We start from the raw sequence: 23,101 nt of genomic DNA, 5'->3' as shown, positions 1-23,101 counted from the left end.
CGCAAGGCCCGTGACAGCGCCCAGCCCTGGAAAGCGTCCGGCAACAACCATCTCGGCGCAGCCTCCCCTCGGGGACGTGAAGTGAACTGCCTGTGGGAACCTCTTCCGCGTGATCGACCAGGATGACGAACCCCGCCGCGAACTCGTACTCGTGGACGGCTTGAGCCCCGCGAACATCGTGCTTGTTCATCGCGAGGCGCTTCGCGTGCTGCGTTCGAGCATCGACGCAGCCCACCTCGACGCCTACAGCGACGAAGCCTGGCCGGCTGCGGTGCTGCACTCGTACGAAGGTGCGTTGTCCCTGGCCCGGGATGCGGCGGACGACACTTGCCTTCGGCGCTCGGATCCCGGGATGGCAGTCGACATAGACGTCCGCGACGACGCGCAGTTCGAAGTGCTTTCGGACTTGGCCCCCTACACGATCCACGCGGAAGGCTGGCGCGGGGATCAGGAGGTCTTCAGCACCAGTGACACGGGGACGTCCCTGTGGGTGGCCGTCACACAGGCCCAAGAGGCAGAACTCGTGTCCAGGTTGGACACGCTCGGAATCCCACCGACCGCGCTTGCCCTCCTCCAGCCACGTAGACGCCGACGCTCATTCACCTTCCCGGCAGCGGCGCGGCGGCTTCGCCAGCTCATGCGTTCTCAGGCCGCGAGCTGAGCGATACGCCGAGCAGGCCGATTACAACTCGGCGCGGTACGCCTCCAGGCGGTCGGCGAGTTCTTTCGGATGGCCGAGCATGGGACAGTGATCGCCGGGCATTTCGTCCGGTTGAAAACCAAGGCGCTCGACGACCGTCACCCGCATGAACTCGGCCGGAAAGAGGCGGTCGTCGGACGACAGCAGGAACCTGGTCGGCACGTTGGGCCATGCACCGAGCGGCCACGGTTTCCCGAAGGGAGTCGGCGCCTGGTTCCGCTGGTGCTCGGCCACGAACTCGGCGGCCAGGTCGGCCGGCGTGTCATGCAGCACCAGGGAGAACGCGTCCTCCTCCGTGCCCTCCGTGACACCTCTCCGGCGATCGGCCTCCTCGCGCGCCTGCCCGTAACCGGTGTTGCCCCACCATTGTCCCGGCGATTCGCCCGGCTTCGGGACCTGCGCCTGGAGCATCACGAGCAGGTCCGCCGACACCCGATCGCACACCAGCGGCCCGGTGAAACCACCGAACGAGTGGGCGACAACAACCAGATCGGTGCGTTCGCCGATCGCCTTGACCACCGTGTCCACGTAATCCGCGAGCCCAGCCGACTCGTCATCGCACGGTAGGTCCGGCGCGACCACGTCGTGGCCCCGGTCGTTCAACTCCGCAGCCAGCGGACCCCAGTACCACGAATCAACCGCCGCGGCATGGATCAGTACGTACGTCGCCATGGAGAGATCCTCTCGCATCGCGCGAGACGCACAAGTGGAAATGGCGAACGCTGCCCCTGACGATCAGGCTTCTCGAAGCCATAGATCACGAACGGGGGCCGCACCCGCCTACCGAACAGCCTGATCCGCCCGATCTCCCATCAGCCGCGCGAACAACGCTACCGGTCAATACCCCCTACGACGCGGGGGCGAGGTCGTCCGGCAGCCGCGGAGGAGAGCCTTGGGTCCACACCACCCGCAGCGTCGACGCGGAGATCCGCCAGCCGTCAGCCGTCCTGACCAGTTCCGCGTCGGTGTGACCAGCAGACATGAACACACTGTCCGAGCCATCTGCCAGGACGTGAGTGCTCAACTGGGCGCCACGGGCAGTGGCCCGGGCACCGTCGATCTCGATAACGGCGTTGGTACCCATATGCACGGTTCGGTCGAACAGCGCCATTCCTCGCCGGATATGAGCCAGGAGGGCATCACGGCCACGAACGGTGCCAATGGGCATCTCCGCGGTGACGTCCTCGGTGTGGAACGCGCGAGCCCACTCCTCGTCGAAAACCCCCTCGTCCAGGGAGCGCAGGTAGCGGTCCATCAGAGCGGTGATCTCAGCGCGGTCGGTCAGGGCCTGCAACTGTCGCTGCATCTCGTTGGTGTCCATGGAGGCAGGCTCCTTCCTCAAGCACACTTCAGGTCAAGTCGGTTGTCCCGAGTACAACCGACCGAGCGGGTGACGGCGCCGCCCCGTATGGGAGGACGGATGTGTCCAGACGGTATGGGTCCTGGCCACGCCACCCGCGGTTCGGCGCTCTTGGCTCCGACGCCCTCACAGCGGACAACCCCGCGGGGCGCAGGCCTTCCTCAGGCCGGGCGGTTGGGCGCCAGGTCGAAGTCGTCGTTGCTCATGCGCAGTAGCGCCACGCTGGCCCCGGCGAAGCCGACCGCGGCGACGAGCAGGCCGATGCCGGACGCGACGTGCCCCGGCATGAACGGGTGGGTGACCCCGCCCAGTGCCAAAGCGATCCCCATCCAGGTCGGCGCGGCGCCGCTGCGCCACAGGGCGAGGCCGAGCAGCAGCAGGCCGACGACGATACCGATGATGAACAACAGGCTGCCCATCAAGGCCGGCGGGTCCTTCTCCAAAGCCTTCTGAAGCGCTGCCACGGTCGGCACGTCGAGGCCGTGCTTCGCCGTCGTGTACGCCAGCAGGTCGCCGCCCTGGTTCAGCGGAAGGCCGGCCAGTTGCCCCAGCAGCGCCAGGAGCGCGCCGGCGGTGGTCAGCCGGGGTTCGTGTACGCCGTGCGCCGGTCGGCGAAGGCGCCGCAAGCCAGTTGACCGACCCTGACTTTTCCACCGGAACGGAGGGCTGGCCCGAGCCCTGACGGTGGCACCGTCACCGCCCGGTTCCCGCTCCCGGAGATGCCATGATCCGTGTGCTGCTCGCCGACGACCATCCCCTCGTACGCCAGGGGATGCGAGCGGTCCTCGACACCGTCGGCGACATCGAGGTGGCCGGCGAGGCCGGCGACGGCCGGGAAGCCGTCCGCCAGGCCGTCGAGCTGCGGCCCGACGTCATCGTGATGGACCTGCAACTGCCCGGACTGCACGGCATCGAAGCCACCCGGCAGATCCAGACCCAGGTACCGGACGCGGCCGTGTTGGTCCTGACGATGTTCGAGGACGACGCGACGGTCTTCGCCGCCGTCCGGGCCGGGGCGCTCGGCTACCTCGTCAAGGGCGCCGACGGAGCGGACATCGTCGCCGCCATCCGCGCTGCCGCCGCCGGGCAGCCGGTCTTCGGCGCGGCACTGGCCGGCCGACTGCGTACCTGGTTCGCGTCGCCACCGCCGCAGAACGGCCCGTTCCCGGAACTCACCGCCCGTGAAAGGGACATCCTCGACCATCTCGCGGCCGGACTGTCCAACGCCGAGATCGGGCAGCGCCTGCACCTGTCCGGCAAGACCGTGGCGAACAACGTCTCGACGATCCTCGCCAAGCTCCACCTCACCCAGCGCAGCCAGGCCATCATCCGGGCCCGCGATGCCGGCCTGGGCCGCCCACGCTGAAGACTGACGGGCCGCCCATTTCTGGCTACGAGTCGAGCGCCGCCACCCACTCATAGCCCGATGCAGAGCCCAGAACTCAACCACTCGGAGATGTCCACCAGTTCGCCGTCGCGGATGGATATGCAGCGGATCGACGCACCCCTTGGCAGAGGCTCCATGGCCAAGCAGCAGCCGCGATCAGGCCCGTCGGCTGGGCACCGCAGACGGTGCCCAGCCGATGCGGTGTGTGTCCTACCAGGAGCCGCCCCAGACGGCTCGGGTTCCAGCAGGGCAGGTAAGCCGGAAGTTCCACTGCCCTGAGAACGTCTCGGGGAACAGGTGGCGGCCGTTCGTGCAGTCCACATACACGTGGTACGACCTGGCCCTGCACGTCATGTAGAAGTGGCGGCCACCGTCCGTGCGTCCGTTCCAGCAGTTCGTGGAGGCCAGCTCGGACTTGGTGGAGCTCGATGCCTTCTGGACCGCGGTCTTTGCCGAGAGCGACGACAGTCCCGCGGTGCTGGTCCTGCTCTGCCCATCGGGGTTGGTCGCTTGAGCTTCGGCGGCGTTCGACCCCGTGTCCGCGCCGGCTGGTGCCGCGAAACCGGCGAGAGTCGTGATGGCGATCGCTGCGGCAGCCGCAGCGTTCCTCAGGAACGTCATGTTCTCCTCCGAGTGGGCTGTTGAAGGGGCACGGGAGTCCAGCGCTGCCCGTGCTACCCCGACCGGCGGGGACACCGCTGGAACCGCGCATGCGCCGCTTCCGGCGCCTGTGGTCCAACACGGCCACTTCACCAATCAGGACATTTCTATTGACGTCCCCTCAACGAGCCAGAAGAGCCCACGTCACCCAACAACCTGACAGACACGACAATTCGCACATCTCTTACGACCGCGTTCCGTGATGCAGCGAGCCTCGCCGGTCGACCGCTCACCGCACCGTTCACCGACGAACAGCGACCGCCCACCGCACAGTCCGGTTCGCGCCCTGTCCCGGCGGAGCGAGCCGGGTTGCCATACGCCCATGACGGCCGGAACCACCACCCCCATCACCGGGACGACCGCCGAGCACGAGCTGGCCGAGCTGCAGCGCGAGCACGGTCGGCCCCTCTTCGCCCTGCTGCTCAGGCTCTCCGACGGCGACCGCCAGCACGCCGAGGATCTACTGCAGGAGACGTTCGTGCGCGCCTGGCAACACCCCGAGGCGCTGCGCGCGCATGAATTCGACTCCGTGCGCCCCTGGCTGCTCACCGTCGGCCGACGGCTCGCCATCGACGCCCGCCGGGCCCGTCAGGCACGTCCCGCCGAGGTCGGCGACGCCGTACTGGAGAACGCACGGGTGATCGCCGACCACTCGGAGCGGTCCGCCGCGATGCTCGACGTACGTGAGGCTGTGAAGACACTCACTCCGGAACACAGGGACGTTCTGGTGCAGGTGTATTTCCGTGGGGCGAGTGTGGCGGAGGCCGCCGCGAGGCTGGGAATCCCGCCCGGTACCGTGAAGTCCCGTGCGTACTACGCGCTGCGCGCCCTGCGCCGGGTTCTTCCGGGATACGCGGCCGACCTGCGGTGAAACCGAAGGCCGGGTCAAGCCTCCGCAAAGCGCCTTGCTGCGGACCATGGTTGAGCAATCAGCTTGCCTCATCCGCGTTCCGACCGGGGCCCGGGTTCGACGCGCACGCACCGGAGGAGGCAGGAAGGGATGCTGCACAGAGGCCAAGAGAGCACGGACGGCACCGGCGGCGGTGAACTGGCCGTCCCCATGGCGTGGTTGTACGCCGAGTACATCGCGGACGAACTGCTGCGCACCGGCGACCTCATGCCGCCGACGTCCTTCGAGTTCCGTGCGGGACGCGACGCCCTGGCGCTGACCGTCTTCCTGGCGGACACCGGTGGCGAGCTCTCCGGCATCCAGGTCGTCTCACAGCTGGAGACCTGGCTTTCGCTGACGGCGTACGACCGGCCGTGGGAGGACTGGGTGCGCGAACGGCTGGCCCAACTGGCCACCGAGGCGGTGGCATCGGGCGGTCCGGCACCGGATCTGGAGCTGGCCTCGACGGCCTGGCGCTGGCTCGAGGAGACCGAACTGCTGGCCCCTGACCTGGACGCGGTACCCGGCGGCGCGGTCGGCGAGGACGACGGCCCCAAGGTCTGGACGCCCGCCTGGCAGCTGGGGCTGCCCCTGGGGCATCTCGCCATCCATCTCTTCTGAAGCCGGACCGATCCTGCGGCCCGACGGCTCCGCATGTCTTGGCCGCGATACGACAAGGGCCTTGAGTGAATCGGCCATCCGGCCCGTACCGGTGGGCAACAGCAGCATCACCCCCCTCCCTACCCCGCTCACCGACATGAGGATTTGGCATGAGGTCCCTGGAACGCCATCGCGACGTCGGCGCCTACGCGCTCGGCGTGCTGGACGAGGCGGAAGCCTTCCGATTCGAGGACCACCTCACGGGGTGCCCGAGCTGCGCGACGCACGTGACTCAGTTTCGGCCGGTCGCACGCCAGTTGCTGCTGTATCAGAGGGCTACCCCGCGATTCGTGGAGCCGTTGACGACACCCGGGCCAGGGCTGTCGGAGCGGCTGCTCGAAGCAGTGTCGGCCAGGCACCGTGGCGTGCGGCGGCGTCGGCTGTACGCGGTCGCGGCGGCCGCGTTGTTCGCGGTCGGCGGGCCGACGCTGGCGGCGGTCTCCGGACATGGCTCGTCCGCGGCCACGACGATGACCGCGACCGACCCGAAATCCGGAGTATGGGCACGGATCACCGCACAGGACCGCGTCTGGGGCAGCCGGATCGAGGTGACGGTCAAGGGCAGGTCCGGACCACATTCCTGCCGTCTCGTCGTCGTCGGCAGAGACGGCACCGTCCAGACAGTGACCAACTGGACGGCGCCCGCCGACGACGGGGCGACCAGCACCGAGGCGGGCGCGGCGCTTGGATCCGCGGAGATCGACCACTACGAGGTACGCACCAGGGACGGCCGGCACCTGGTCACAGTGAAGTCCCGCTGACGCCCCGCTGGGCCGCGTACCCCGGGCCGCCGAGCCGAACGGTGCCGAAGACCGGAGCGTCACGACGATCGCCGACGTCGCGCAGGCGCGCCGGGCAGCGCGAACGGCTCAGTTGTCGAAGTCGTCGTCCGGGCTGTCGAAGACGGCGTTCCCGCCGCTTGTGTCGTCGTGGCTGCGACCGCCGCCATCGGATACGCCGGGCCTCTCGGGCATGGTCGACGGGCTGACACCGTCGCCGTGCGGGTCGACCGGGTGCGCGGGCTCCGTGACGGGGGGAGCATCGTTCCGAGTCTTCGACGGAACCGGGGACGTGGTGGCCGTCCCCACCGGCGCGGTTGTCCTGGACGTTGCCGTCGGCGGAGCAGCGATGGTGGCCGCGGGGCAGTCGGGGCGTCGGTCCGCATCTTCGTCCGGGCCCTCGTCCTCGTCCTCGTCCTGGTGCTCTTCCCACGGGGCCGACGGTTCCACCGCCTTCCCCGGCTTGCCGCTGGCGGCGGGCGTCACGCAGTCATCTCCGGTTCTGAGCCGCGACCTGCCGTTCTCACGCGGCGACGGCCATGTGCCGTAGGGAAACCTGCCGGGCGCCTCCGGCCGGGGGCTCTCCCTGCCGGCGTGTCGCGGCCACAGGACGACGTCCCGGTGCCCGTCGTCACCGATCCGGCGTTCGATCCAGGTGTTCTTGCTCTGGATGCTGATGATCGTGATGTTGGAGATGATCCGTGGCGCCGGAGTCACCGTGATCACCTCAGTGGGCCGGTAGTCGCGCCAGGGGCGGCCATTGGCCGTCGGGGTGCCCTTCCAGGCGGCGGGCGCCCCGATCGGGTTGCCGCACGCGCAGCGGACGCGAGGCACGCCGCGGTTGTCGACGAGGACGGCGGTGCCGGCCTGGAGGACGGACTGGTAGCTGGTGGCCCGTCCGTCGTGGAAGCCATGGTTCGTGACCCGGGTGTCGGCGCGCAGGACGACCGCGGCCAGGCCGCGCAGATAGGCGGGGATGGACGCCTGACTGATGCCGGATGCCTGGGCGAAGGCGCGACTCTTCTCCCGGTCGGCCGTCAGGAAGGAGATCTGCCGTCCGACGTCGCAGCTGCCGGTGGACTGGGTGCCGCCGTAGAGGCCTGGTGTGGCACCGGAGACCGCACGCGAAGCCCAGGGATCTTCGCCGTCCGTCGACTCCGGCCGGGTGACGGAGCCCTGCTCTGCGGCGACGGTGACCGTCGAGTCGGTGAAGGGGTCGGGACCGCGGGCGGTGACGGGTTGGAGGAAGACCGCGCCCCCGGTCACGGCGCCGGATGTCAGGACCTTCTCGCCGACACAGCCGGCGCACAGCAGGGCTGTCGCCATGAAGGCGCCGGCAGCGACGAGGGTCCTGAGGGAAACGTTGAGCGTTCCGATGGGGGTGTTCAGCGTCCTGGTGGGCGTGTTTCGCGTCCTTATGGGCGTCTTCACCACGTTCTCCCGCTTCGTCCCGGGGTATTCGCCACCATTGTTCGCACCGTTCACCCGGGTTACGCAATCGGAGAGCTCGCACACGCAGAGTGACGGCCGGAGCGGCCGGACACGCAGTGCGGCGTCACACTGGAGGAAGAGGAGCGATCGCCGTGGACTGGTTCGTCGCACCGGACTACTGGCTGAGCCGGCTGGTCTTCCAACGGGCTCTGGCCGTCGTGTACCTGGTCGCCTTCCTGGCCGCCGCGCTGCAGTTCCGCGCGCTGATCGGGAAACGCGGGATGCTGCCGGTGCCCCGCTACGTCGCCCGGGTGCCCTTCAGGCTGGCGCCGAGCGTTTTCCACCTCCACTACTCGGACCGCTTCTTCGCCGGCTGGTCATGGGCAGGGTGTGCGGTGTCGGCGGCACTGATCGCCGGGGTCGACTCCCGCGTGCCGCTCTGGGCGGGGATGGTGCTCTGGCTGATCCCCTGGGCGCTGTATCTGTCGATCGTCAACGTAGGCCAGACGTGGTATTCGTTCGGGTGGGAGTCACTGCTGCTGGAGGTCGGTTTCCTGGCCGTGTTCTTGGGCAACGACAAGGTCGCGCCGCCGATCGTCGTGCTGTTCCTGCTGCGCTGGATCCTGTTCCGCGTCGAGTTCGGCGCCGGGCTGATCAAGATGCGCGGGGACGCCTGTTGGCGGAACCTGACGTGCCTGTACTACCACCATGAGACGCAGCCGATGCCGGGACCGCTGAGCTGGTTCTTCCACCGTCTGCCGAAGCCGGTGCACCGGGTGGAGGTGGCCGCCAACCATGTCACTCAACTGATCGTCCCCGTACTGCTCTTCACCCCCCAGCCGATCGCGACGGCCGCCGCCGCACTGATGATCGCGACCCAGCTGTGGCTCGTCCTGTCCGGCAACTTCTCCTGGCTCAACTGGATCACGATCGTGCTGGCCCTGTCGGCCGTCGAGTTCCCCACCACTCCCCTGAAGGTGTCCGGGCCGCCTCTGTGGTACGAGGTCGTGGTCCTGGCTGTCAGCGCGGGACTCGTCGCGCTCAGCTACCACCCGGTACGCAACATGCTCTCCCGCCGCCAGGCCATGAACCGCTCCTTCGACCCACTGCACCTCGTCAACACCTACGGTGCCTTCGGCAGTATCAGTACGACGCGCTACGAGGTCGTGATCGAGGGCACGGCGGACGACGTACCGCGTGAGGACTCCGACTGGAGGGAGTACGAGTTCAAGGGCAAACCGGGTGATCCGCGCCGCTGGCCGCGCCAGTTCGCGCCGTACCACCTGCGGCTCGACTGGCTCATGTGGTTCGCGGCGCTCTCCCCCGCGTACGCGGCCCCCTGGTTCGGCGGCCTGGTCGAACGCCTCCTGGAGAACGACCGTGACACCCTGCGGCTCCTGCGACGCTCCCCGTTCCTGCCGGACACGCCGCCCCGCTACGTACGGGCCCGTCTGTTCCGCTACCGCTATACGACGTGGCGCGAGCTACGGGAGACGGGGGCGTGCTGGGACCGCACGTACGTGACGGAGTTCATGCCGCCTACACGGCTGGCCGCCCCGGTGGCTCAGCGGCGGTAGACACGGGTGGCGGGGCCCAGCCTCCGCGCGGGGAAGCTGAGCCGGGACCTCGGGCCGTCGTGGCGCCAGGATCAGGCCAGGGCAAGGAAAAGCTTCTCCAACTCCTGTTCGGTCATGGGAGGAGCGTGCTCGCCCTCGGTGACCAGGCACTGGCGCATACCACTTGCGACGATCTTGAAGCCGGCTCGGTCCAGCGCACGGGAGACCGCTGCGAGCTGGGTGACCACGTCCTTGCAGTCGCGTCCGGCCTCGATCATGGCGATGACACCGGCCAGCTGGCCCTGAGCGCGGCGCAGACGGTTGAGCACCGCGCCTGTTGTTTCTTCTTCCACTTGCATGGGTTCCTCCTTGTCGGCCGGCGTACGGCGGTACCGGGCCACGGTCATGTCGTCGAGATCCGTGTCTCAGTCCGCAAATGGCGCGGTGCCATCCGCCGCCGGGTTGTGAGTGGTGCGCCGCAGCCGCACCAGGGCGTCTATCGCGCGGGCGGTGCCGCCGTCGGGGCCGTGCGCGACCGGGCGGCGGACGCGTTCGGCGCGCACGGGCTCGAGGCCCGCTCCCTGTCGGCGCACCAGATCGGCCAGAACGTCGTCGGGAGTGAACAGCAGGCGCGGGTCCTGAGGGCCGCCGACGCCGGCGGTCAGGTTGGTGGTGTCGTGGCCGACGACCAGAAGGGTGCCACTGGGCGCCAGGGCCTGGGCGGCGTGCCTGAGGGCGGTGCGGCGCTGGGCGGCGGGCAGATGCAGGTAGGCGACGACGACGAGGTCGAAGGCCTCGGGGTCCGGCTCGTAGGTGCGGACGTCGGCGCGCACCCAGGTGAGTCGGTCGGCCACCTCTGCGGGCTGTGCGGCGGCAAGGTGCCGGCCGCGGTCCAGGGCGGCGCCGGAGAAGTCGACCGCCGTCACCCGCCAGCCCCTCGACGCCAGCCACAGGGCGTTGCGGCCCTCTCCGGCTGCCAGGTCCAGGGCGCGTCCGGGCTGAAGGTCCGCGGTCTCCTGGACCACCCAGCGGTTGGGTTCGGCGCCCCACACCAGGTCCCGGGCGGCGTAGCGCTCGTCCCAGGCGCGGCTGTCCGCAACGGCCGGCTGATGCTGCTCGGGAAGGTTGCCGGTCATGCCTGTGCCTGGTTGGTGTCGAGGTCGCGGGCGCGGGTGAGGAGGTCTTCCAGTGCCTGCTCGGACAGGGGGCCGGGCTTGGCGTAGAGGACGACCTTGTCGCGGATGGCCACCACGGCGGGGATGGAGGTGATCTGGAAGGCCTGGGCCAGTGCGGGATGGGCCTCGGTGTCGACCTTGCCGAAGAGGACGCCCGGGTGACGGTCGGAGAACTTCTCGAAGAGGGGGCCGAACTTGCGGCAGGGCCCGCACCAGGCGGCCCAGAAGTCCACCAACGTGATGTCGCTACCGGAAACCGCATCCTTGAAGTTCTCTGCGGTCAGGTCCACGGTTGCCATGTCAGATCTCCCATTGGGTGAATACCCCCGGCGGTATCAGACGGGGTGTGCTGTCGTTGTCGGCGGTCGGCCGCCGGTGCCGCCCGGTGAACGGCCGGTGCCGCCCGGTGGACGGCCGGTGCCGGGGCGGCGGGCCTTTGATGGCACGCCGCCCCGGTGCCGGTTTCTCAGGCGCTCACCTGCTCGCCCGCGGCACTCCAGGCGCCGTAGCCACCGAGCAGGTCGGAGACGTCGGTGCGGCCGTGGTGGCGCAGCAGGCTGGCGGCGATGGAGGAGCGATGACCGCCGGCGCAGTGGACGACCACGGGCCGGTCGGCGGGAATCTCCTCCATACGGCTGGGCAGCTCTGCCAGCGGGATGTGCAGCGAGCCGGCGACAGCGCCCTCCTCGCGCTCGCTCGCCCCGCGCACGTCGACCACGACCGGCGCAGCAGAGCCGGCCAAGGCACCGCGCAACTGGTCGACGGTGAGCCGGGAGGCGGGCCCGACCTGGTCAGCGACACCGAGGAAGGCCTCCTCGGGGTCACCGAGGTAGCCGGCGACACGGTCGAAGCCGATCCGGGCCAGGCGGGTGGCGGTCTCCTCCTCGCGCCCACCGGGCGCCACGAGCAGGATGTCGCGGTCGGCGGCAAGGACCGTGCCGGCCTGCTCGGCGAACCGGCCGTCGATCGGGACGTTGACCGAGCCGTCCAGGTGACCGGCGGCGAAGTCCTGCGGATCGCGGGCGTCGACGACAACCGCACCGGCGGCACGGCGGGCCAGGAAGTCGGCGGCGTCCAGGGACTGAGGGGCGGCGGCTGCATCGAACAGGGGGTGGTTCTTGCGGTTGAGGACGGCGTCGTGCACGAAGTAGGCGGGGGCGGACGGCTGCCCGCCGCTCACCAGGGCGACGAAGTCGTCCTCGCTCATCGGGACGCAGGCGTAGTTGGTGGCGCGTTGGGCACCGATGGTGGACTGGCGCTCGGTGGACAGGTTCTTGCCACAGGCGGAGCCGGCGCCGTGACCGGGGAAGACCCGGACTTCGTCGGGCAGGGCCATCAGCTTGCGCTGCACGCTGTCGTACAGCATGCGGGCCAGCTGGTCGCTGGTCACCCCGAGGGAGGCAAGCAGGTCGGGACGGCCGACGTCGCCGATGAACAGTGCGTCACCGGTGAGTACGCCGTAGGGGACGACGTCGTCGGCATGCTCGTGGACCAGGACGCTGATCGACTCGGGGGTGTGGCCGGGGGTCTCGAGGATCTCCAGGGTGACGTCGCCCAGCTCGATGCGCTCGCCGTCGGTGAGCCTGCGGATGGGGTATTCGGTCTGGGCACGCTGCCCGTAGCCGATCCAGGCCCCGGTACGGGCGGCCAGCTCCAGATGCCCGGCCAGGAAGTCGGCGTGGAAGTGCGTGTTGATGACACCGACGATGGTGAAGCCGTGCGCGTCGGCGTCGGCGAGGTACTCGTCCACATCGCGCCGGGGGTCGACGACCACGGCCTGGCCGGTGGTCTCGTCAGCGATCAGGTAGGAGGCCTGGGACAGGCAGTCGAGGTAGTACTGGGCGAAGAACACAGGGGGTCTCCTTTGCGGCCGTAGGGTGCGACACCAGATCGAACCATACCCCCGGGGGTATTATTCCCGGGAGTCCCCGACCCCTCCGAGCAGCGGTCCGCGACCTCCGAGGTGACGACGCCCTGTGATCCAGGCGGGGCCCACAAAATACGGGTGGGGGTATATGGTGTTGAACGAAGCATACCCCCCTAGGTATCCTCCGGAAGGAGGGGCACGTGTACTCCGCAGAGACCGCGGTCGTCACAGGACCGGGCAGCAACAGCTACCCGGCCGGCGGCCGTACCGCCGCGACGGCGATGACCCCACCGCAGGACGGCCGCCAGGTATTCACCACGGCCGCCCGTTATCGGGTCCACTCCACCCATGCCGTGGAGAGCCACGACGCCGCCGCCGACCGGCCCGTGCTCGCGGTCTGACCCGGCAGACCACGCACCCGGACCCACCACCGAGACCCCTGGAGAACCGCCATGCCTCTCTTCGCCCGCACCCCCGGCCCCGCACAGATCACTGTCACCGACGCCCAGGACCGCGCCCAGGCGGGCGAAGCTGTACTCCTCGACGTCCGCGAGGCCGACGAGTACGCCGCGGGCCATGCCCCCGGCTCCCACTGGCAGCCGCTCATCGCCATCGCCGCCGGAGCCGACCTCCCCACCGAGGCCCAGGGCCGCCCGGTACTGGCCATCTGCCGGTCGGGCAACCGCTCCCAGAAGGCCGCCGAGGTACTCGCCGCCCGCGGCGTGGATGTGGCCAACGTCTCCGGCGGAATGCGCGCCTGGGCCGCGGCCGGACTCCCCGTCCACGACAACACCGGCCGTGACGGGCAGGTCATATGACCACGTCGCTCCTTGCCTTCGCCGACCGGCTCACCGGCCGCATCCCGCAGCGTGCCTTCGCCATCGCGCCCCCGACCGTCGCCACCCTGACGCCGGTCCGCTCCCCACGCTGACCCAACCCCGAGCCCCGCACCCGCGGCGGCTGTCCCGCTCCGCAACGCAGAACCGTTCGACCGAAAGGAACACCGCCACCATGGCAGCCTCACTCACCGCCGAGCAGCTCGAACCCCGCCTGGGGCAGTTCACCGTCATCGACGTGCGCTCGCCCGGCGAGTACGCCGGCGGTCACATCCCCGGCGCCCTCAACATCCCCCTCGACAAGCTGCAGCGCGCCCTCCCGGAGCTGCGCTCCGCCGCCGAGCGTGGGGAACTGGCCGTGGTGTGCGCCTCCGGCGCCCGCTCCCAGACCGCCTGCTCCCAGCTGGCGGCAGCCGGCATCCCCGCCTTCACCGTGGTCGGCGGCACGTCGGCGTGGGCTCAGGGCGGACGGCCGTTGAACCGGCCCGCCGGTGCCCGCGCCGTGTGGGCGATGGACCGCCAGGTCCGGCTCGCCGCAGGCTCCCTGGTGATCCTGGGCATGCTCGTCGACCTGGCACTGCCCGGTGCCCGCTGGTTCTCCGCCGCCATCGGCGCCGGCCTGGTCTTCTCCGCCCTGAGCAACACCTGCGCCATGGGCAACATGCTGGGCAAGCTCCCCTACAACCGCCCCCGCAGCGGGACCGCCAACCTCGACGACATCCTGGGCACCCTGCGACGGTGACACGCCCCGCGCTGGATCCGGCACAACAAGTTCCGGACCCAGGGGGCGAAGCCCCGGCGTGCGAAATACGCCGCCGCCTGCCGGTGCCTGAACCGCCCAGGCACCGGCAGGCCGTCTCCGGGCGGTTCTACGCCTCCGAGCAGGGCTCTGCGCTCCGACCCTGGCCCGACTACGCCTCCGCCTCGGCCTTCACCCCGGCCAGCGTCGCCTCGATACCGGTGCGCAGCAGCGCCAGCCGACCATCGATGATCTGTTCCTCCCTCTCGGGATACTTCTCGACGAAGTCGTGAAGCGGCCCACGGGCCGGACCGATCCGCATGCCGTGCCGCAGGCGGGTGCTGGTCCCCTCCGCGATCGGTTCCAGCATGTACGCCCAGACGGCCAGCGCCTCACCGCTGCCCTGGTCGCCGTAGACCACCTCCCACCGGAAGGTGTGCGGCTCCGCCATCTCCACGATGCGGCTGACGGTGCGCCACTCCCCCAGATGTTCATTTTGGTTGCGGCCGGAGAAGCGCGCGCCGACAGCCGGTCCTTGGGCCCCGTCAAGCCACTCCACCTCCTGCAGCTCCGGGCTGTGCCGAGTCGAGGTGGATATGTCCGACACCAGCTCCCACACCCGCTTCGGGTCAGCAGCGATCTCTATCTCGCACTCCACGTGGGGACCATCGGCAAGACGCATCGCTTCAACCTCCAAGGCGGGACCTGTCGCGCCGCGCGAACATGCCGGGCCTGAGCCCGGATCGTGGGCGGGTCATGCGGCTTCGACCACTGTAGTTGATGTTGTATTGAAGTCGCATGGAAAGGCGGCCGGCCACGCAAAAGCTTGATCGGCCTCACAGACGGGCTGAACGCCCGCTTCGCCCTCCCGTTTCGCGACTACCTACGCCCGGACGAAACCGCCTGGTCTATGGTGATCAGGAACGAGTGAGTGGAGGGACGGCGATGCAAGGCAAGCGGCACGGTGCCGTGGGCGCCGCTCTCGCGCTGCTGACCCTGCTGGTCGCACTGTTCTGCGCCACGACTGCCTCCCCAGCACTGTCCGGGGCAGCACGCTCCTCAGCCATGACCGACCTTCGCGCACCGAGCCACGAAACGCTGGACAGCGTCGGTCAGGAAGCACCCGTCGCCGCAACAAACACCCCATGCCTGAAGAAGACTCAGCCGGAGCGGCAGCACCTACGGCTCGGTGCGCCACCTGCCCGTGCCCTGTCGGCGGAGACCGACGAGATGGCGTCGACGCGGCCACCCGCACACACGCAGGTCCGGCACTGCGGTCCGGCCCCGTCTCCTCCCGACCTCGCCGAACTCTCCGTACGACGGGTGTAGAGGCCCGGTCGTCGTCTCCGCACGTTCTTGCCACCCTGTTCAACCGTTTGCCTCGGACGTGTTGAGCTGCTGAGCCCCCTGTAACCGGCGGTCGCCCTGCTCTGGTCCGCCCGGCGCGACCTGCCGCCCGACTTCTCCTTCTCTCTCCCACACTTGACTTCGGAGGTGCCATGCCTTCCTCTCTTCGTGCCCGCCGTCGCCGCCTCACATGGATCGTCGTGAGCGGCGCTACAGTGGCCGGCCTTACCGCGATCGCCGCCCTTGGCGGCGGCTCGGGCGACTCCGCGGCCCCTGAACGACCCGTGGCCAGCGCCTCGGCACCCGTCAGCGAAGCTACCCCCGACGAACAGCAGAAGGCGCTGCTCGCTGTCGCCCGCAGGGACGCCAAGGACCCGCTTGCCCTGGGTCGGGCCGACGCACCCGTCGTACTGGTCGCCTACGAGGACTTCCAGTGCCCCTTCTGCGGCAAGTGGGCGCGGGACACCAAGCCGGAACTCGTCCGCAAGTACGTGGACAAGGGGGTGCTGCGCATCGAATGGCGCAACTTCCCCGTGTTCGGCGCCGAATCGGAGCGGGCCGCTCGGGCCGCATGGGCTGCCGGGAAACAGGACCGGTTCTGGCAGTTCCACGACATCGCCTACGCCAAGGAACGCCCTCGCAACAAGGGCGAGTTCTCCTCCTCGCGACTGCACGAGATGGCCCGTGAAGCAGGTGTCGCGGATCTCGACCGCTTCGAGGCCGACATGAAGTCACAAGCGGCCGACATGGCGGTGAAAACGGACCAGGGGGAGGGATACGGGCTGGGGGTGTCCAGCACACCCGCCTTCCTTGTCAATGCGACACCCATCCTGGGCGCCCAGCCGCTGAGCACCTTCAGCGCCGCCATCGAGAAGGCCGCGAAGGAAGCACGGCGTTGACCGGCATCCCCGTCGCGACGGCCTTTCTCGGCGGACTGCTGACGCTGTTCAGCCCATGCAGCGCGCTGCTCCTGCCGGCGTTCTTCGCCTACTCCTTCACCAACCGCACCCGGCTGTCGATGCGCACCGCCGTCTTCTATGCCGGGCTGTGCACAACACTGGTGCCGCTCGGTGTGGCCGGCTCCTTCGCCAGCCGGCTGTTCTACGGGCACCGCGATCTGCTGGTCACGGTCGCGGGCTGGACGATGATCGGGCTGGGATTGGCTCAGATCCTGGGCCTCGGGTTCGGCTCCCGCCGTCTGCAGCAAGCAGCGGGCACCCGCACGACAGGGTCCGCACTGTCGGTGCTCGCCCTGGGAGCCACCTACGGGCTGGCGGGCTTCTGTGCCGGCCCCATCCTCGGCGGCATCCTCACCGTCGCGGCGCTCGACGGCAGCCCAGTACACGGCGGCCTGCTGCTGGCCGTCTACGCGCTGGGCATGGTCGTGCCGATGTTCGTTCTGGCGCTGTTGTGGGACCGCTACGACCTCGGCCGACGGCGCTGGCTGAGGGGGCGAGCCCTGCGGCTGGGCCCGCTGACCGTGCACAGCACCTCGCTCGTGGGAGGGATCGTCTTCGTCCTGCTGGGGGCCGTGTTCCTGCTTTTCGACGGCACGTCCGCCCTGCCTTCCCTCATCGGCGTCGACACCGAGGCGGCCTGGGAGAGCGGCGCCACGCGAGTCGGCGAGGCCGTCTCAGACCGGTTTCTCCTGCTGGTGGTGGCCCTGGCCGCCGCGGGCGCAGCGGTGGCGGCCGCACTCCGGCTGCGTCGGCTCCGGGACGAAGAGGGCCAGGAAGACACCGACGCCCCTGTGTGACCGGGTGGAGATCCCCGTGCGCCTGCGGCACGCGGGGATCTCGCAGTGGCGTTGTCGAATGGGGCCGGCTTCGGGCGGCGGAGTCGCCCCTCTTACTTCTCGATGCGTCGCAGGCCGCGGATGGCGGGGATGGCGAGTAGGGCCGCGGCGCAACCGAAAGCAGCCATGGTGGCGATCAGCAGGAGGTCGTGGAGGTCGACGAGGCCGCTGGCAGGACCCGCGATCACCTGGCCGATCGGAACGGCGAGGATGGAGCCGGCGACCTGGTAGGCGGCAACTCGGTTGAGCCGGTCCTCGGGGATCTGGGTCTGCACCGTGGTGGACCACTGGACGCCCCAGAAGGCCCAGCCGATCCCGCTCACCGCGTACCCGAGCATGATCAGCGGCTGAGAAGGGACCAGGGCGGCGGCCAGCGGCATCATCGGGAACAGGAGCATCGCGAGACCGCCTCCGAAGAGCGGGCGGGCGGGACGGACCCGTATCGCGATCAGCCCGCCCACGGCGCAGCCCGCGCCGAACGCCCCCTCCGCATAGCCGAAGGCGGCTTTGCCGTGCGCCTCGATGATCGAGGCCGCGCCGAGCGGCGTGATCGGCCCCCAGACGAACACGCCCAGGAACCACCAGATCAGGATGACTCCCCAGAGCCAGGGGCGGGAACGGAACTCGTCCCAGCCGGTGCGCAGGTTGGTGAGTGTCGAGGCGGTTCGGTCCACCTCGAGGCGGGGAAGCCGCAGCGCCAACAGGCAGACTCCACTGATCGCGAAGGTGACCGCGTCGACGCCGAACAACAGGGCCGGCGAGGTCGCGGCGACGAGCGTCCCGGCTATCGCCGGTCCTGCCATCGTGGCGAATCCCTCGCTCACTCGCAGCACCCCGTTGGCCTTCTGAGCGTCGGCGGCGACCTGCGGAACCAGACTGGACGTGCCCGGCTGGAACATCGCCGTCGCGACACCACCGATCAGCGACCCGGTGATCATGATCCACAACGGTGGGTGGCCGAGCCACAGGTAGCAGGCGAGCAGCAGTTGGACGATGAGGCGGGCGGCATCCGCCCCGATCATCAGCGGCAAGGGATGGAACCTGTCGGCGAACACCCCGCCGAAGACGACGAAGAGCGCGAACGCCCCCATCCAGGCACCGAGCGCGAACCCGACACCACTCACGCCGTATCCGAGCGAGAACATGGCGACCGCCGTCGCGACCGGCAGCATGGCGTCGCCCACCTGCGACACGACGCGGGCGGTGAAGTAGAAGTTGAAGTTCGACGTCCACAGGCGGGACGGAACGGCGAGGGACAGGCTCATTCAGGGTCCTACTCAGGGGTCTGTGACATGGCGTCAGCGCGGACGTGAACATCGCGACAGATACGAACGGGTCGGAGGATCTCACCAGGCGAGGTGGCGCACATCTGGTTTTCAATCTGAGGACATGTCAAGCTGAGGATTCGCACGATCAGCCGGTTGCGTCCGAGGAGGACGGGGCCAAGACTGGCCTTGTCCGGTTCCCGCGACGGACGGATGACCACCGATGACCGACCCTCATGCCGCCGCAGCCGGCCCCAACAGCCAGTCGATCCATGACACTTCCGGCGCCCCCGTCCCACAGTTGCTCTGCGACACCCGAGCCCTCACCGAAGTCGCCGCGGCACCGGCCGGAGCCCTGTGGAAGCTGGCCGAGTCCGGACGCCAACTCGACGCCAACGTCATCCGTCTGCCGGCCGGGCATCGCGTGGACACCCACACCGAGCCGGACCTCGACGTCCTCCTCCTCGTCCTGACCGGTGACGGCACGCTGACTACGCCCCAGAACCCCCAGCACCTGAGCGAAGGCGCCCTGCTCTGGCTGCCGCACGGCTCCACGCGCAGCCTGACTGCCGGAGAGCACGGCCTGTCCTATCTCACCGTCCACCGACGCCGCCCCGGCATGCAGATCCGCCCCCGCCCGAACGCGACCGCGTCCCAACCGCCGCCCCGTGACGCACCGTAGTCCGGCCACCTCGACGAGGCGGCCCCACCGCCCGGCGAGCACGAACGGCGGCTGGAGCAGGCGCTGTTGACCGTCTGTCTGGCCCTTGTCGGCAGTCATTCGCTTCCAGTAGGGTCACGCGATGTGAACACCGGACCGGCGCTGAGCCACACACGGATCGGCTATCCGGTGGAGAGCTGATCACCCGGCGGGTGCAGAGCAGGCACCCCCTCAGTTCGGCACGCGGACCTCCCAACGCTCGTGCACCGTGAGTCAGTTCTTCATGTCGAGCAACAGCGAGGTCAGCGCAATGGCAGTCACGTTCAACCACACGATCATCGCTTCCAAGGATCGCAACGAGTCGGCTCGGTTCTTCCGAGAGTTGCTGGAGATTCCGGAAGCACCGTCCTGGGGTCCGTTCACCAACATCCAGCTCACCGACGGCGTACTGCTTCAGTTCGCCGAGCCGCCGGTGGAGATCCAGATGCAGCACTACGCCTTTCTGATCGACGACGAACTGTTCGACCGGGCGTATCGGCGGCTGTGTGACAGCGGCGTCGAGCACTGGGCGGATCCCCAGATGCGACGCCCCGGCGAAATCAACAATGAGCACGGCGGCCGAGGGGTGTACTTCAAGGACCCCGCCGGTCATGCGATCGAGCTGATCACACGCCCGTACTTGTAACCGGGAGAGTCCCTGGCCGGGCGCTCAGCACGCGGCTCCCGGCCAGGCGGCCGACTTGCGCCGTGAAAGAGACCCGCAAGCGGAGACACCCCCGTTTGGCAGGATTTCCATGCCTTTGCGTGCCCTACAGCATCACATTCTTGGGCATAACCGACCCACAGCCTCTCTTTCCCAGCTTATGCCAACGCCATTGACGTTCTTGATGCGGGGGACCTTTCATTGGCGCGTCAAGGCTCCGGCCTCTGCAGATGAAAGGCATCTTTGCCATGCGAGTACTGCTTGTGGGCGCGGGCGGCGTAGGTACGGCGATCACCCGGATCGCGGCCCGTCGCTCCTTCTTCGACCACATCGTCGTCGCCGACTACGACCTGTCCCGGGCCGAAGCGGCGGTGGCGGCACTGGGTGACGGCAGCACCCGATTCAGCGCGGCGCGCATCGACGCCTCCGACCAGGCGGCGGTCACCGACCTGCTCACGCGGGAGCGGTGCGACGTCCTGCTCAACGCCACCGACCCGCGGTTCGTGATGCCGCTCTTCGAGGCTGCGCTGGCGGCCGGGGCGCACTACCTCGACATGGCGATGTCGCTGTCGTACCCGCACCCCGACCTGCCGTACGAGCAGTGCGGCGTCAAGCTCGGCGACGCGCAGTTCGAGCGCGCCGCCGAATGGGAGAAGGCCGGACGGCTGGCACTCGTCGGCGTCGGCGTGGAGCCGGGACTCTCCGATGTCTTCGCCCGCTACGCCGCCGAGGAGCTCTTCGACGAGATCGAGGAGATCGGTGTCCGCGACGGTGCCAACCTCACCGTCGACGGTTACGAGTTCGCGCCGTCCTTCTCCATCTGGACGACCATCGAGGAGTGCCTGAACCCGCCGGTGATCTGGGAGAAGGACCGCGGCTGGTTCACCACGGCGCCCTTCAGCGAGCCGGAGGTCTTCGACTTCCCCGAAGGCATCGGCCCCGTCGAGTGCGTCAACGTCGAGCACGAAGAGGTACTGCTGATCCCGCGCTGGGTGGACGCCAAGCGGGTCACCTTCAAGTACGGACTCGGCGACGAGTTCATCGAGACGCTCAAGACCCTGCACAAGCTCGGTCTGGACCGTACGGAGAAGGTGAGCGTCGGTGGCACGCAGGTCTCCCCGCGTGACGTCGTCGCCGCCTGCCTGCCCGACCCGGCCACGCTCGGTGACCGCATGCACGGCAAGACGTGCGCCGGTACGTGGGTGAAGGGCACCAAGGACGGAAAGTCGCGCGAGGTGTACCTGTACCACGTCGTCGACAACCAGTGGTCGATGCGCGAGTATGGCTCGCAGGCCGTGGTCTGGCAGACCGCCATCAACCCGGTCATCGCCCTGGAGCTGATGGCGGGCGGCACCTGGACCGGCTCCGGTGTCCTCGGTGCCGAAGCCTTCGACCCCCGCCCCTTCCTGGACCTGCTGACCGAATACGGCTCCCCCTGGGGCATGCGGGATCAGTAACTCCACACCTCATCGTCGGCCCGGCCCCTCCCCGGGGCCGGGTCTGCACTCCGGCCCCGGTCGACGCCCCCGCGCCCCGCCCGGACCACAGCAATACCTCACGCCACGCCGCCACCCCGAAGCAAGGGAGCACATTGAACGACGACGTTACGGACGCCCGTCCGTCCGGGGAGCTGAAGGCCAACGCGATCGGCTTCGTCGACGCACTCGTCATCGGGTTGAACTCGACCTCCCCGGCGTACTCCCTCGCCGCGGTCATCGGTCCGGTCGTGGCACTCGTGGGCGTCTACGCCCCCGGCATCATGCTCGCTTCCTTCATACCGATGCTGCTCATCGCGTCGGCGTTCCACTACCTCAACAAGGCCGACCAGGACTGCGGCACCACGTTCTCCTGGGTCACCCGGGCGATGGGGCCGTGGGCCGGCTGGCTCGGCGGCTGGGCCATCGCGATGACCGGTGTCCTGGTGGTCGGATCACTGGCCGACGTCGCCGTGAACTTCGGGCTGCTGGCCCTGGGCCTGGACAGCTGGGCCGCGAACGAACTGGTGCGCCAGACACTGACCGTGGTGCTCATCCTGGCGATGACCGCGGTGTGTGTCATGGGCACCGAGACGTCGGCCAAGGTACAGAACGCCCTCATCCTCGCCCAGGTGGCCTTCCTCCTCACCTTCGCGGTGGTGGCCCTGTACCGCGTCTACGCCGGAACCGCGATGTCCGGCTCGGCCCTCCCGTCGGTCACCTGGCTGAATCCCTTCGGAGCCGGAGGCGCGGCACTGACCGGAGGCCTCCTGCTCAGTGTCTTCATCTACTGGGGCTGGGAATCGGCGGCCAACCTCACCGAGGAGGTCGAGGACTCGGCCCACGCCCCCGGCAAGGCCGGCATCTGGTCGACGGTCGTACTCCTGGTGACCTATGTGTCGGTGGCGTTCGCCATCGTGGCCTTCGCCGGGACCTCCTTCCTGACCACCAACGCCGACGAGGAAGAGGCGATCTTCGCGGTACTCGCCGAAAAGGTGATGGGTGGCTGGGACTGGATCGTGCTGCTGGCGGTCTGCACGTCCGCGCTGGCATCGACCCAGACCACCATCCTTCCCGCCTCCCGCACCCTGCTTTCCATGGCCCGCCGCCACGCGCTGCCCGGCCACTTCGGCCGCGTCCACCATCGCTTCCAGACCCCGCACGTGAGCACCTGGTGGGTCGCCGGCGTGGCCATCGTCTGGTACCTCGGTGTCAACCAGATCAGCGAAAACGCCCTGCTCGACTCCCTGACCGCCCTGTCGTTGCTCATCGCTTTCTACTACGCGCTCACCGGCGTGGCCTGCGCGGTCTACTACCGCCACCGCCTGCTCGAGAGCCTTCGCAACTTCGTCCTGATCGGCGTCGGCCCGCTGGTCGGAGCCGCCCTGTTGACCTGGCTGCTCGTGGAGTCGGTCATCGACATGTCCGACCCCAAGAACTCCTACAGCGGGGTCACGTGGTTCTCGCTGGGGCCGCCGCTCGTCATCGGTATCGGCATCACGGCCGCCGGAGTGGTCACCATGCTCGTATGGCGACTGTGCTCCGCTGCCTTCTGGTCGGAACGCCCCAGTGTGGCCGGGCCGGAAGCCCTCGACGTCACCACTGTGGCAAGCGAAGCCGCCCCCGCAACCGCTGCTCACGGCACAGCGGAGGCGTGACCCGGACGGTGGGAACCACCGCTCGACGGGGCCGTCACCGGGCCGCTCGGCCCGGTGACGGCCGGGGCGGCCGATGGCGTAGCCCCCTGCTCTCGAGCCGGAGGCACCTCGAGGAGGCGGGCGAGGACGGTGATGGGGAAGTCGGAGGACACCACCTA

At 69.1% G+C, this 23,101-nt stretch carries 27 protein-coding genes; 16 read left to right on the top strand and 11 right to left on the bottom strand.

Going from position 1 to position 23,101, the window contains the following annotated elements; all coding sequences use genetic code 11:
- Positions 1-109 precede the first annotated feature (109 nt).
- Positions 110-661, top strand: a complete 552-nt coding sequence (locus tag ACWDEX_RS32360) for a hypothetical protein (protein WP_450468033.1) — start codon at positions 110-112, stop codon at positions 659-661.
- Between the two features lie 21 nt (positions 662-682).
- On the opposite strand, the gene ACWDEX_RS32355 is transcribed toward ACWDEX_RS32360, so the two are convergent.
- The 3 genes from ACWDEX_RS32355 to ACWDEX_RS32345 all read right to left on the bottom strand — a co-directional run bounded on the left by ACWDEX_RS32355 (position 683) and on the right by ACWDEX_RS32345 (position 2,686).
- Entirely contained in the window at positions 683-1,372 is a 690-nt protein-coding gene (locus ACWDEX_RS32355) for an alpha/beta fold hydrolase (RefSeq protein ID WP_450468032.1), read from the bottom strand.
- Between the two features lie 175 nt (positions 1,373-1,547).
- Positions 1,548-2,021: a nuclear transport factor 2 family protein gene (locus ACWDEX_RS32350; RefSeq protein WP_450468031.1), complete on the bottom strand. Its 474-nt coding sequence runs from the start codon at positions 2,019-2,021 to the stop codon at positions 1,548-1,550.
- Between the two features lie 200 nt (positions 2,022-2,221).
- Positions 2,222-2,686: a hypothetical protein gene (locus ACWDEX_RS32345; protein WP_450468030.1), complete on the bottom strand. Its 465-nt coding sequence runs from the start codon at positions 2,684-2,686 to the stop codon at positions 2,222-2,224.
- A gap of 98 nt (positions 2,687-2,784) precedes the next feature.
- Here ACWDEX_RS32345 and ACWDEX_RS32340 point away from each other — a divergent pair, with 98 nt between their 5' ends.
- Positions 2,785-3,426, top strand: a complete 642-nt coding sequence (locus tag ACWDEX_RS32340) for a response regulator (RefSeq protein WP_450468029.1) — start codon at positions 2,785-2,787, stop codon at positions 3,424-3,426.
- Between the two features lie 231 nt (positions 3,427-3,657).
- On the opposite strand, the gene ACWDEX_RS32335 is transcribed toward ACWDEX_RS32340, so the two are convergent.
- The gene (locus ACWDEX_RS32335; protein WP_450468028.1) at positions 3,658-4,068 is read right to left on the bottom strand and encodes a hypothetical protein; all 411 of its coding nucleotides are present in this window, start codon (positions 4,066-4,068) and stop codon (positions 3,658-3,660) included.
- 361 nt (positions 4,069-4,429) lie between these two features.
- Here ACWDEX_RS32335 and ACWDEX_RS32330 point away from each other — a divergent pair, with 361 nt between their 5' ends.
- From ACWDEX_RS32330 to ACWDEX_RS32320, 3 genes are all read left to right on the top strand, one after another.
- Positions 4,430-4,978 carry a sigma-70 family RNA polymerase sigma factor gene (locus ACWDEX_RS32330; protein ID WP_450468027.1) on the top strand — a complete coding sequence of 183 codons (549 nt, stop codon included), beginning with the start codon at positions 4,430-4,432 and terminating at the stop codon, positions 4,976-4,978.
- A gap of 129 nt (positions 4,979-5,107) precedes the next feature.
- Positions 5,108-5,617 carry a hypothetical protein gene (locus ACWDEX_RS32325; RefSeq protein ID WP_450468026.1) on the top strand — a complete coding sequence of 170 codons (510 nt, stop codon included), beginning with the start codon at positions 5,108-5,110 and terminating at the stop codon, positions 5,615-5,617.
- Between the two features lie 149 nt (positions 5,618-5,766).
- The gene (locus ACWDEX_RS32320) at positions 5,767-6,417 is read left to right on the top strand and encodes a zf-HC2 domain-containing protein (protein WP_450468025.1); all 651 of its coding nucleotides are present in this window, start codon (positions 5,767-5,769) and stop codon (positions 6,415-6,417) included.
- A gap of 108 nt (positions 6,418-6,525) precedes the next feature.
- On the opposite strand, the gene ACWDEX_RS32315 is transcribed toward ACWDEX_RS32320, so the two are convergent.
- Positions 6,526-7,866 carry a DUF6777 domain-containing protein gene (locus ACWDEX_RS32315; protein WP_450468024.1) on the bottom strand — a complete coding sequence of 447 codons (1,341 nt, stop codon included), beginning with the start codon at positions 7,864-7,866 and terminating at the stop codon, positions 6,526-6,528.
- Positions 7,867-8,018: 152 nt separating this feature from the next.
- Here ACWDEX_RS32315 and ACWDEX_RS32310 point away from each other — a divergent pair, with 152 nt between their 5' ends.
- The gene (locus tag ACWDEX_RS32310) at positions 8,019-9,443 is read left to right on the top strand and encodes a lipase maturation factor family protein (RefSeq protein WP_450468023.1); all 1,425 of its coding nucleotides are present in this window, start codon (positions 8,019-8,021) and stop codon (positions 9,441-9,443) included.
- A 71-nt stretch (positions 9,444-9,514) separates the two neighbouring features.
- Here the strand turns inward: ACWDEX_RS32310 and ACWDEX_RS32305 are convergent, their stop codons facing one another.
- The 4 genes from ACWDEX_RS32305 to ACWDEX_RS32290 all read right to left on the bottom strand — a co-directional run bounded on the left by ACWDEX_RS32305 (position 9,515) and on the right by ACWDEX_RS32290 (position 12,449).
- Entirely contained in the window at positions 9,515-9,781 is a 267-nt protein-coding gene (locus ACWDEX_RS32305) for a metal-sensitive transcriptional regulator (protein ID WP_450468022.1), read from the bottom strand.
- A gap of 66 nt (positions 9,782-9,847) precedes the next feature.
- Entirely contained in the window at positions 9,848-10,558 is a 711-nt protein-coding gene (locus tag ACWDEX_RS32300; protein ID WP_450468021.1) for a class I SAM-dependent methyltransferase, read from the bottom strand.
- Positions 10,555-10,896, bottom strand: coding sequence for a thioredoxin family protein (locus ACWDEX_RS32295; protein WP_450468020.1), 342 nt, complete (start codon positions 10,894-10,896; stop codon positions 10,555-10,557). The genes ACWDEX_RS32300 and ACWDEX_RS32295 overlap by 4 nt, the downstream gene beginning before the upstream one ends.
- Positions 10,897-11,063: 167 nt before the next feature.
- Positions 11,064-12,449 carry a rhodanese-like domain-containing protein gene (locus ACWDEX_RS32290; RefSeq protein ID WP_450468019.1) on the bottom strand — a complete coding sequence of 462 codons (1,386 nt, stop codon included), beginning with the start codon at positions 12,447-12,449 and terminating at the stop codon, positions 11,064-11,066.
- 215 nt (positions 12,450-12,664) lie between these two features.
- Between ACWDEX_RS32290 and ACWDEX_RS32285 the strand changes: the two genes are divergently transcribed.
- From ACWDEX_RS32285 to ACWDEX_RS32275, 3 genes are all read left to right on the top strand, one after another.
- Entirely contained in the window at positions 12,665-12,865 is a 201-nt protein-coding gene (locus tag ACWDEX_RS32285; RefSeq protein WP_450468018.1) for a hypothetical protein, read from the top strand.
- Positions 12,866-12,916: 51 nt separating this feature from the next.
- The gene (locus tag ACWDEX_RS32280; RefSeq protein WP_450468017.1) at positions 12,917-13,282 is read left to right on the top strand and encodes a rhodanese-like domain-containing protein; all 366 of its coding nucleotides are present in this window, start codon (positions 12,917-12,919) and stop codon (positions 13,280-13,282) included.
- Positions 13,283-13,475: 193 nt separating this feature from the next.
- Positions 13,476-14,042, top strand: a complete 567-nt coding sequence (locus ACWDEX_RS32275; RefSeq protein ID WP_450468016.1) for a rhodanese-like domain-containing protein — start codon at positions 13,476-13,478, stop codon at positions 14,040-14,042.
- A gap of 169 nt (positions 14,043-14,211) precedes the next feature.
- Here ACWDEX_RS32275 and ACWDEX_RS32270 read toward each other — a convergent pair whose 3' ends face one another.
- Entirely contained in the window at positions 14,212-14,721 is a 510-nt protein-coding gene (locus ACWDEX_RS32270; RefSeq protein WP_450468015.1) for an SRPBCC family protein, read from the bottom strand.
- A gap of 263 nt (positions 14,722-14,984) precedes the next feature.
- Here ACWDEX_RS32270 and ACWDEX_RS32265 point away from each other — a divergent pair, with 263 nt between their 5' ends.
- The 3 genes from ACWDEX_RS32265 (at position 14,985) to ACWDEX_RS32255 (ending at position 17,142) form a co-directional block, all read left to right on the top strand.
- Entirely contained in the window at positions 14,985-15,368 is a 384-nt protein-coding gene (locus ACWDEX_RS32265) for a hypothetical protein (protein ID WP_450468014.1), read from the top strand.
- A gap of 170 nt (positions 15,369-15,538) precedes the next feature.
- The gene (locus ACWDEX_RS32260) at positions 15,539-16,285 is read left to right on the top strand and encodes a DsbA family protein (RefSeq protein WP_450468013.1); all 747 of its coding nucleotides are present in this window, start codon (positions 15,539-15,541) and stop codon (positions 16,283-16,285) included.
- Entirely contained in the window at positions 16,282-17,142 is an 861-nt protein-coding gene (locus tag ACWDEX_RS32255) for a cytochrome c biogenesis CcdA family protein (RefSeq protein ID WP_450468012.1), read from the top strand. The genes ACWDEX_RS32260 and ACWDEX_RS32255 overlap by 4 nt, the downstream gene beginning before the upstream one ends.
- A gap of 92 nt (positions 17,143-17,234) precedes the next feature.
- Here the strand turns inward: ACWDEX_RS32255 and ACWDEX_RS32250 are convergent, their stop codons facing one another.
- Positions 17,235-18,446, bottom strand: coding sequence for an MFS transporter (locus ACWDEX_RS32250; RefSeq protein ID WP_450468011.1), 1,212 nt, complete (start codon positions 18,444-18,446; stop codon positions 17,235-17,237).
- Between the two features lie 223 nt (positions 18,447-18,669).
- Here ACWDEX_RS32250 and ACWDEX_RS32245 point away from each other — a divergent pair, with 223 nt between their 5' ends.
- The 4 genes from ACWDEX_RS32245 (at position 18,670) to ACWDEX_RS32230 (ending at position 22,943) form a co-directional block, all read left to right on the top strand.
- Complete coding sequence (locus ACWDEX_RS32245; RefSeq protein ID WP_450468010.1) at positions 18,670-19,128, top strand: hypothetical protein; 459 nt, start codon at positions 18,670-18,672, stop codon at positions 19,126-19,128.
- A 289-nt stretch (positions 19,129-19,417) separates the two neighbouring features.
- On the top strand, positions 19,418-19,792 hold the full coding sequence (locus ACWDEX_RS32240) for a VOC family protein (protein ID WP_450468054.1): 375 nt from the start codon (positions 19,418-19,420) through the stop codon (positions 19,790-19,792).
- Positions 19,793-20,058: 266 nt separating this feature from the next.
- On the top strand, positions 20,059-21,267 hold the full coding sequence (locus tag ACWDEX_RS32235; protein ID WP_450468009.1) for a saccharopine dehydrogenase family protein: 1,209 nt from the start codon (positions 20,059-20,061) through the stop codon (positions 21,265-21,267).
- Positions 21,268-21,401: 134 nt separating this feature from the next.
- Complete coding sequence (locus ACWDEX_RS32230; RefSeq protein ID WP_450468008.1) at positions 21,402-22,943, top strand: APC family permease; 1,542 nt, start codon at positions 21,402-21,404, stop codon at positions 22,941-22,943.
- The last annotated feature ends 158 nt before the right edge of the window (positions 22,944-23,101 follow it).

Source organism: Streptomyces sp. NPDC001020, from assembly GCF_053599115.1.
This window is presented reverse-complemented; position numbering and strand designations above follow the sequence as displayed.

What these genes read in the sequence shown, in the direction of transcription:
- ACWDEX_RS32355 (WP_450468032.1), bottom strand. Translation starts at nt 1,372, where the DNA reads ATGGCGACGTACGTACTGATCCATGCCGCGGCGGTTGATTCGTGGTAC.
- ACWDEX_RS32350 (WP_450468031.1), bottom strand. Translation starts at nt 2,021, where the DNA reads ATGGACACCAACGAGATGCAGCGACAGTTGCAGGCCCTGACCGACCGC.
- ACWDEX_RS32340 (WP_450468029.1), top strand. Translation starts at nt 2,785, where the DNA reads ATGATCCGTGTGCTGCTCGCCGACGACCATCCCCTCGTACGCCAGGGG.
- ACWDEX_RS32335 (WP_450468028.1), bottom strand. Translation starts at nt 4,068, where the DNA reads ATGACGTTCCTGAGGAACGCTGCGGCTGCCGCAGCGATCGCCATCACG.
- ACWDEX_RS32330 (WP_450468027.1), top strand. Translation starts at nt 4,430, where the DNA reads ATGACGGCCGGAACCACCACCCCCATCACCGGGACGACCGCCGAGCAC.
- ACWDEX_RS32325 (WP_450468026.1), top strand. Translation starts at nt 5,108, where the DNA reads ATGCTGCACAGAGGCCAAGAGAGCACGGACGGCACCGGCGGCGGTGAA.
- ACWDEX_RS32320 (WP_450468025.1), top strand. Translation starts at nt 5,767, where the DNA reads ATGAGGTCCCTGGAACGCCATCGCGACGTCGGCGCCTACGCGCTCGGC.
- ACWDEX_RS32305 (WP_450468022.1), bottom strand. Translation starts at nt 9,781, where the DNA reads ATGCAAGTGGAAGAAGAAACAACAGGCGCGGTGCTCAACCGTCTGCGC.
- ACWDEX_RS32300 (WP_450468021.1), bottom strand. Translation starts at nt 10,558, where the DNA reads ATGACCGGCAACCTTCCCGAGCAGCATCAGCCGGCCGTTGCGGACAGC.
- ACWDEX_RS32295 (WP_450468020.1), bottom strand. Translation starts at nt 10,896, where the DNA reads ATGGCAACCGTGGACCTGACCGCAGAGAACTTCAAGGATGCGGTTTCC.
- ACWDEX_RS32280 (WP_450468017.1), top strand. Translation starts at nt 12,917, where the DNA reads ATGCCTCTCTTCGCCCGCACCCCCGGCCCCGCACAGATCACTGTCACC.
- ACWDEX_RS32275 (WP_450468016.1), top strand. Translation starts at nt 13,476, where the DNA reads ATGGCAGCCTCACTCACCGCCGAGCAGCTCGAACCCCGCCTGGGGCAG.
- ACWDEX_RS32270 (WP_450468015.1), bottom strand. Translation starts at nt 14,721, where the DNA reads ATGCGTCTTGCCGATGGTCCCCACGTGGAGTGCGAGATAGAGATCGCT.
- ACWDEX_RS32265 (WP_450468014.1), top strand. Translation starts at nt 14,985, where the DNA reads ATGCAAGGCAAGCGGCACGGTGCCGTGGGCGCCGCTCTCGCGCTGCTG.
- ACWDEX_RS32260 (WP_450468013.1), top strand. Translation starts at nt 15,539, where the DNA reads ATGCCTTCCTCTCTTCGTGCCCGCCGTCGCCGCCTCACATGGATCGTC.
- ACWDEX_RS32250 (WP_450468011.1), bottom strand. Translation starts at nt 18,446, where the DNA reads ATGAGCCTGTCCCTCGCCGTTCCGTCCCGCCTGTGGACGTCGAACTTC.
- ACWDEX_RS32245 (WP_450468010.1), top strand. Translation starts at nt 18,670, where the DNA reads ATGACCGACCCTCATGCCGCCGCAGCCGGCCCCAACAGCCAGTCGATC.
- ACWDEX_RS32240 (WP_450468054.1), top strand. Translation starts at nt 19,418, where the DNA reads ATGGCAGTCACGTTCAACCACACGATCATCGCTTCCAAGGATCGCAAC.
- ACWDEX_RS32235 (WP_450468009.1), top strand. Translation starts at nt 20,059, where the DNA reads ATGCGAGTACTGCTTGTGGGCGCGGGCGGCGTAGGTACGGCGATCACC.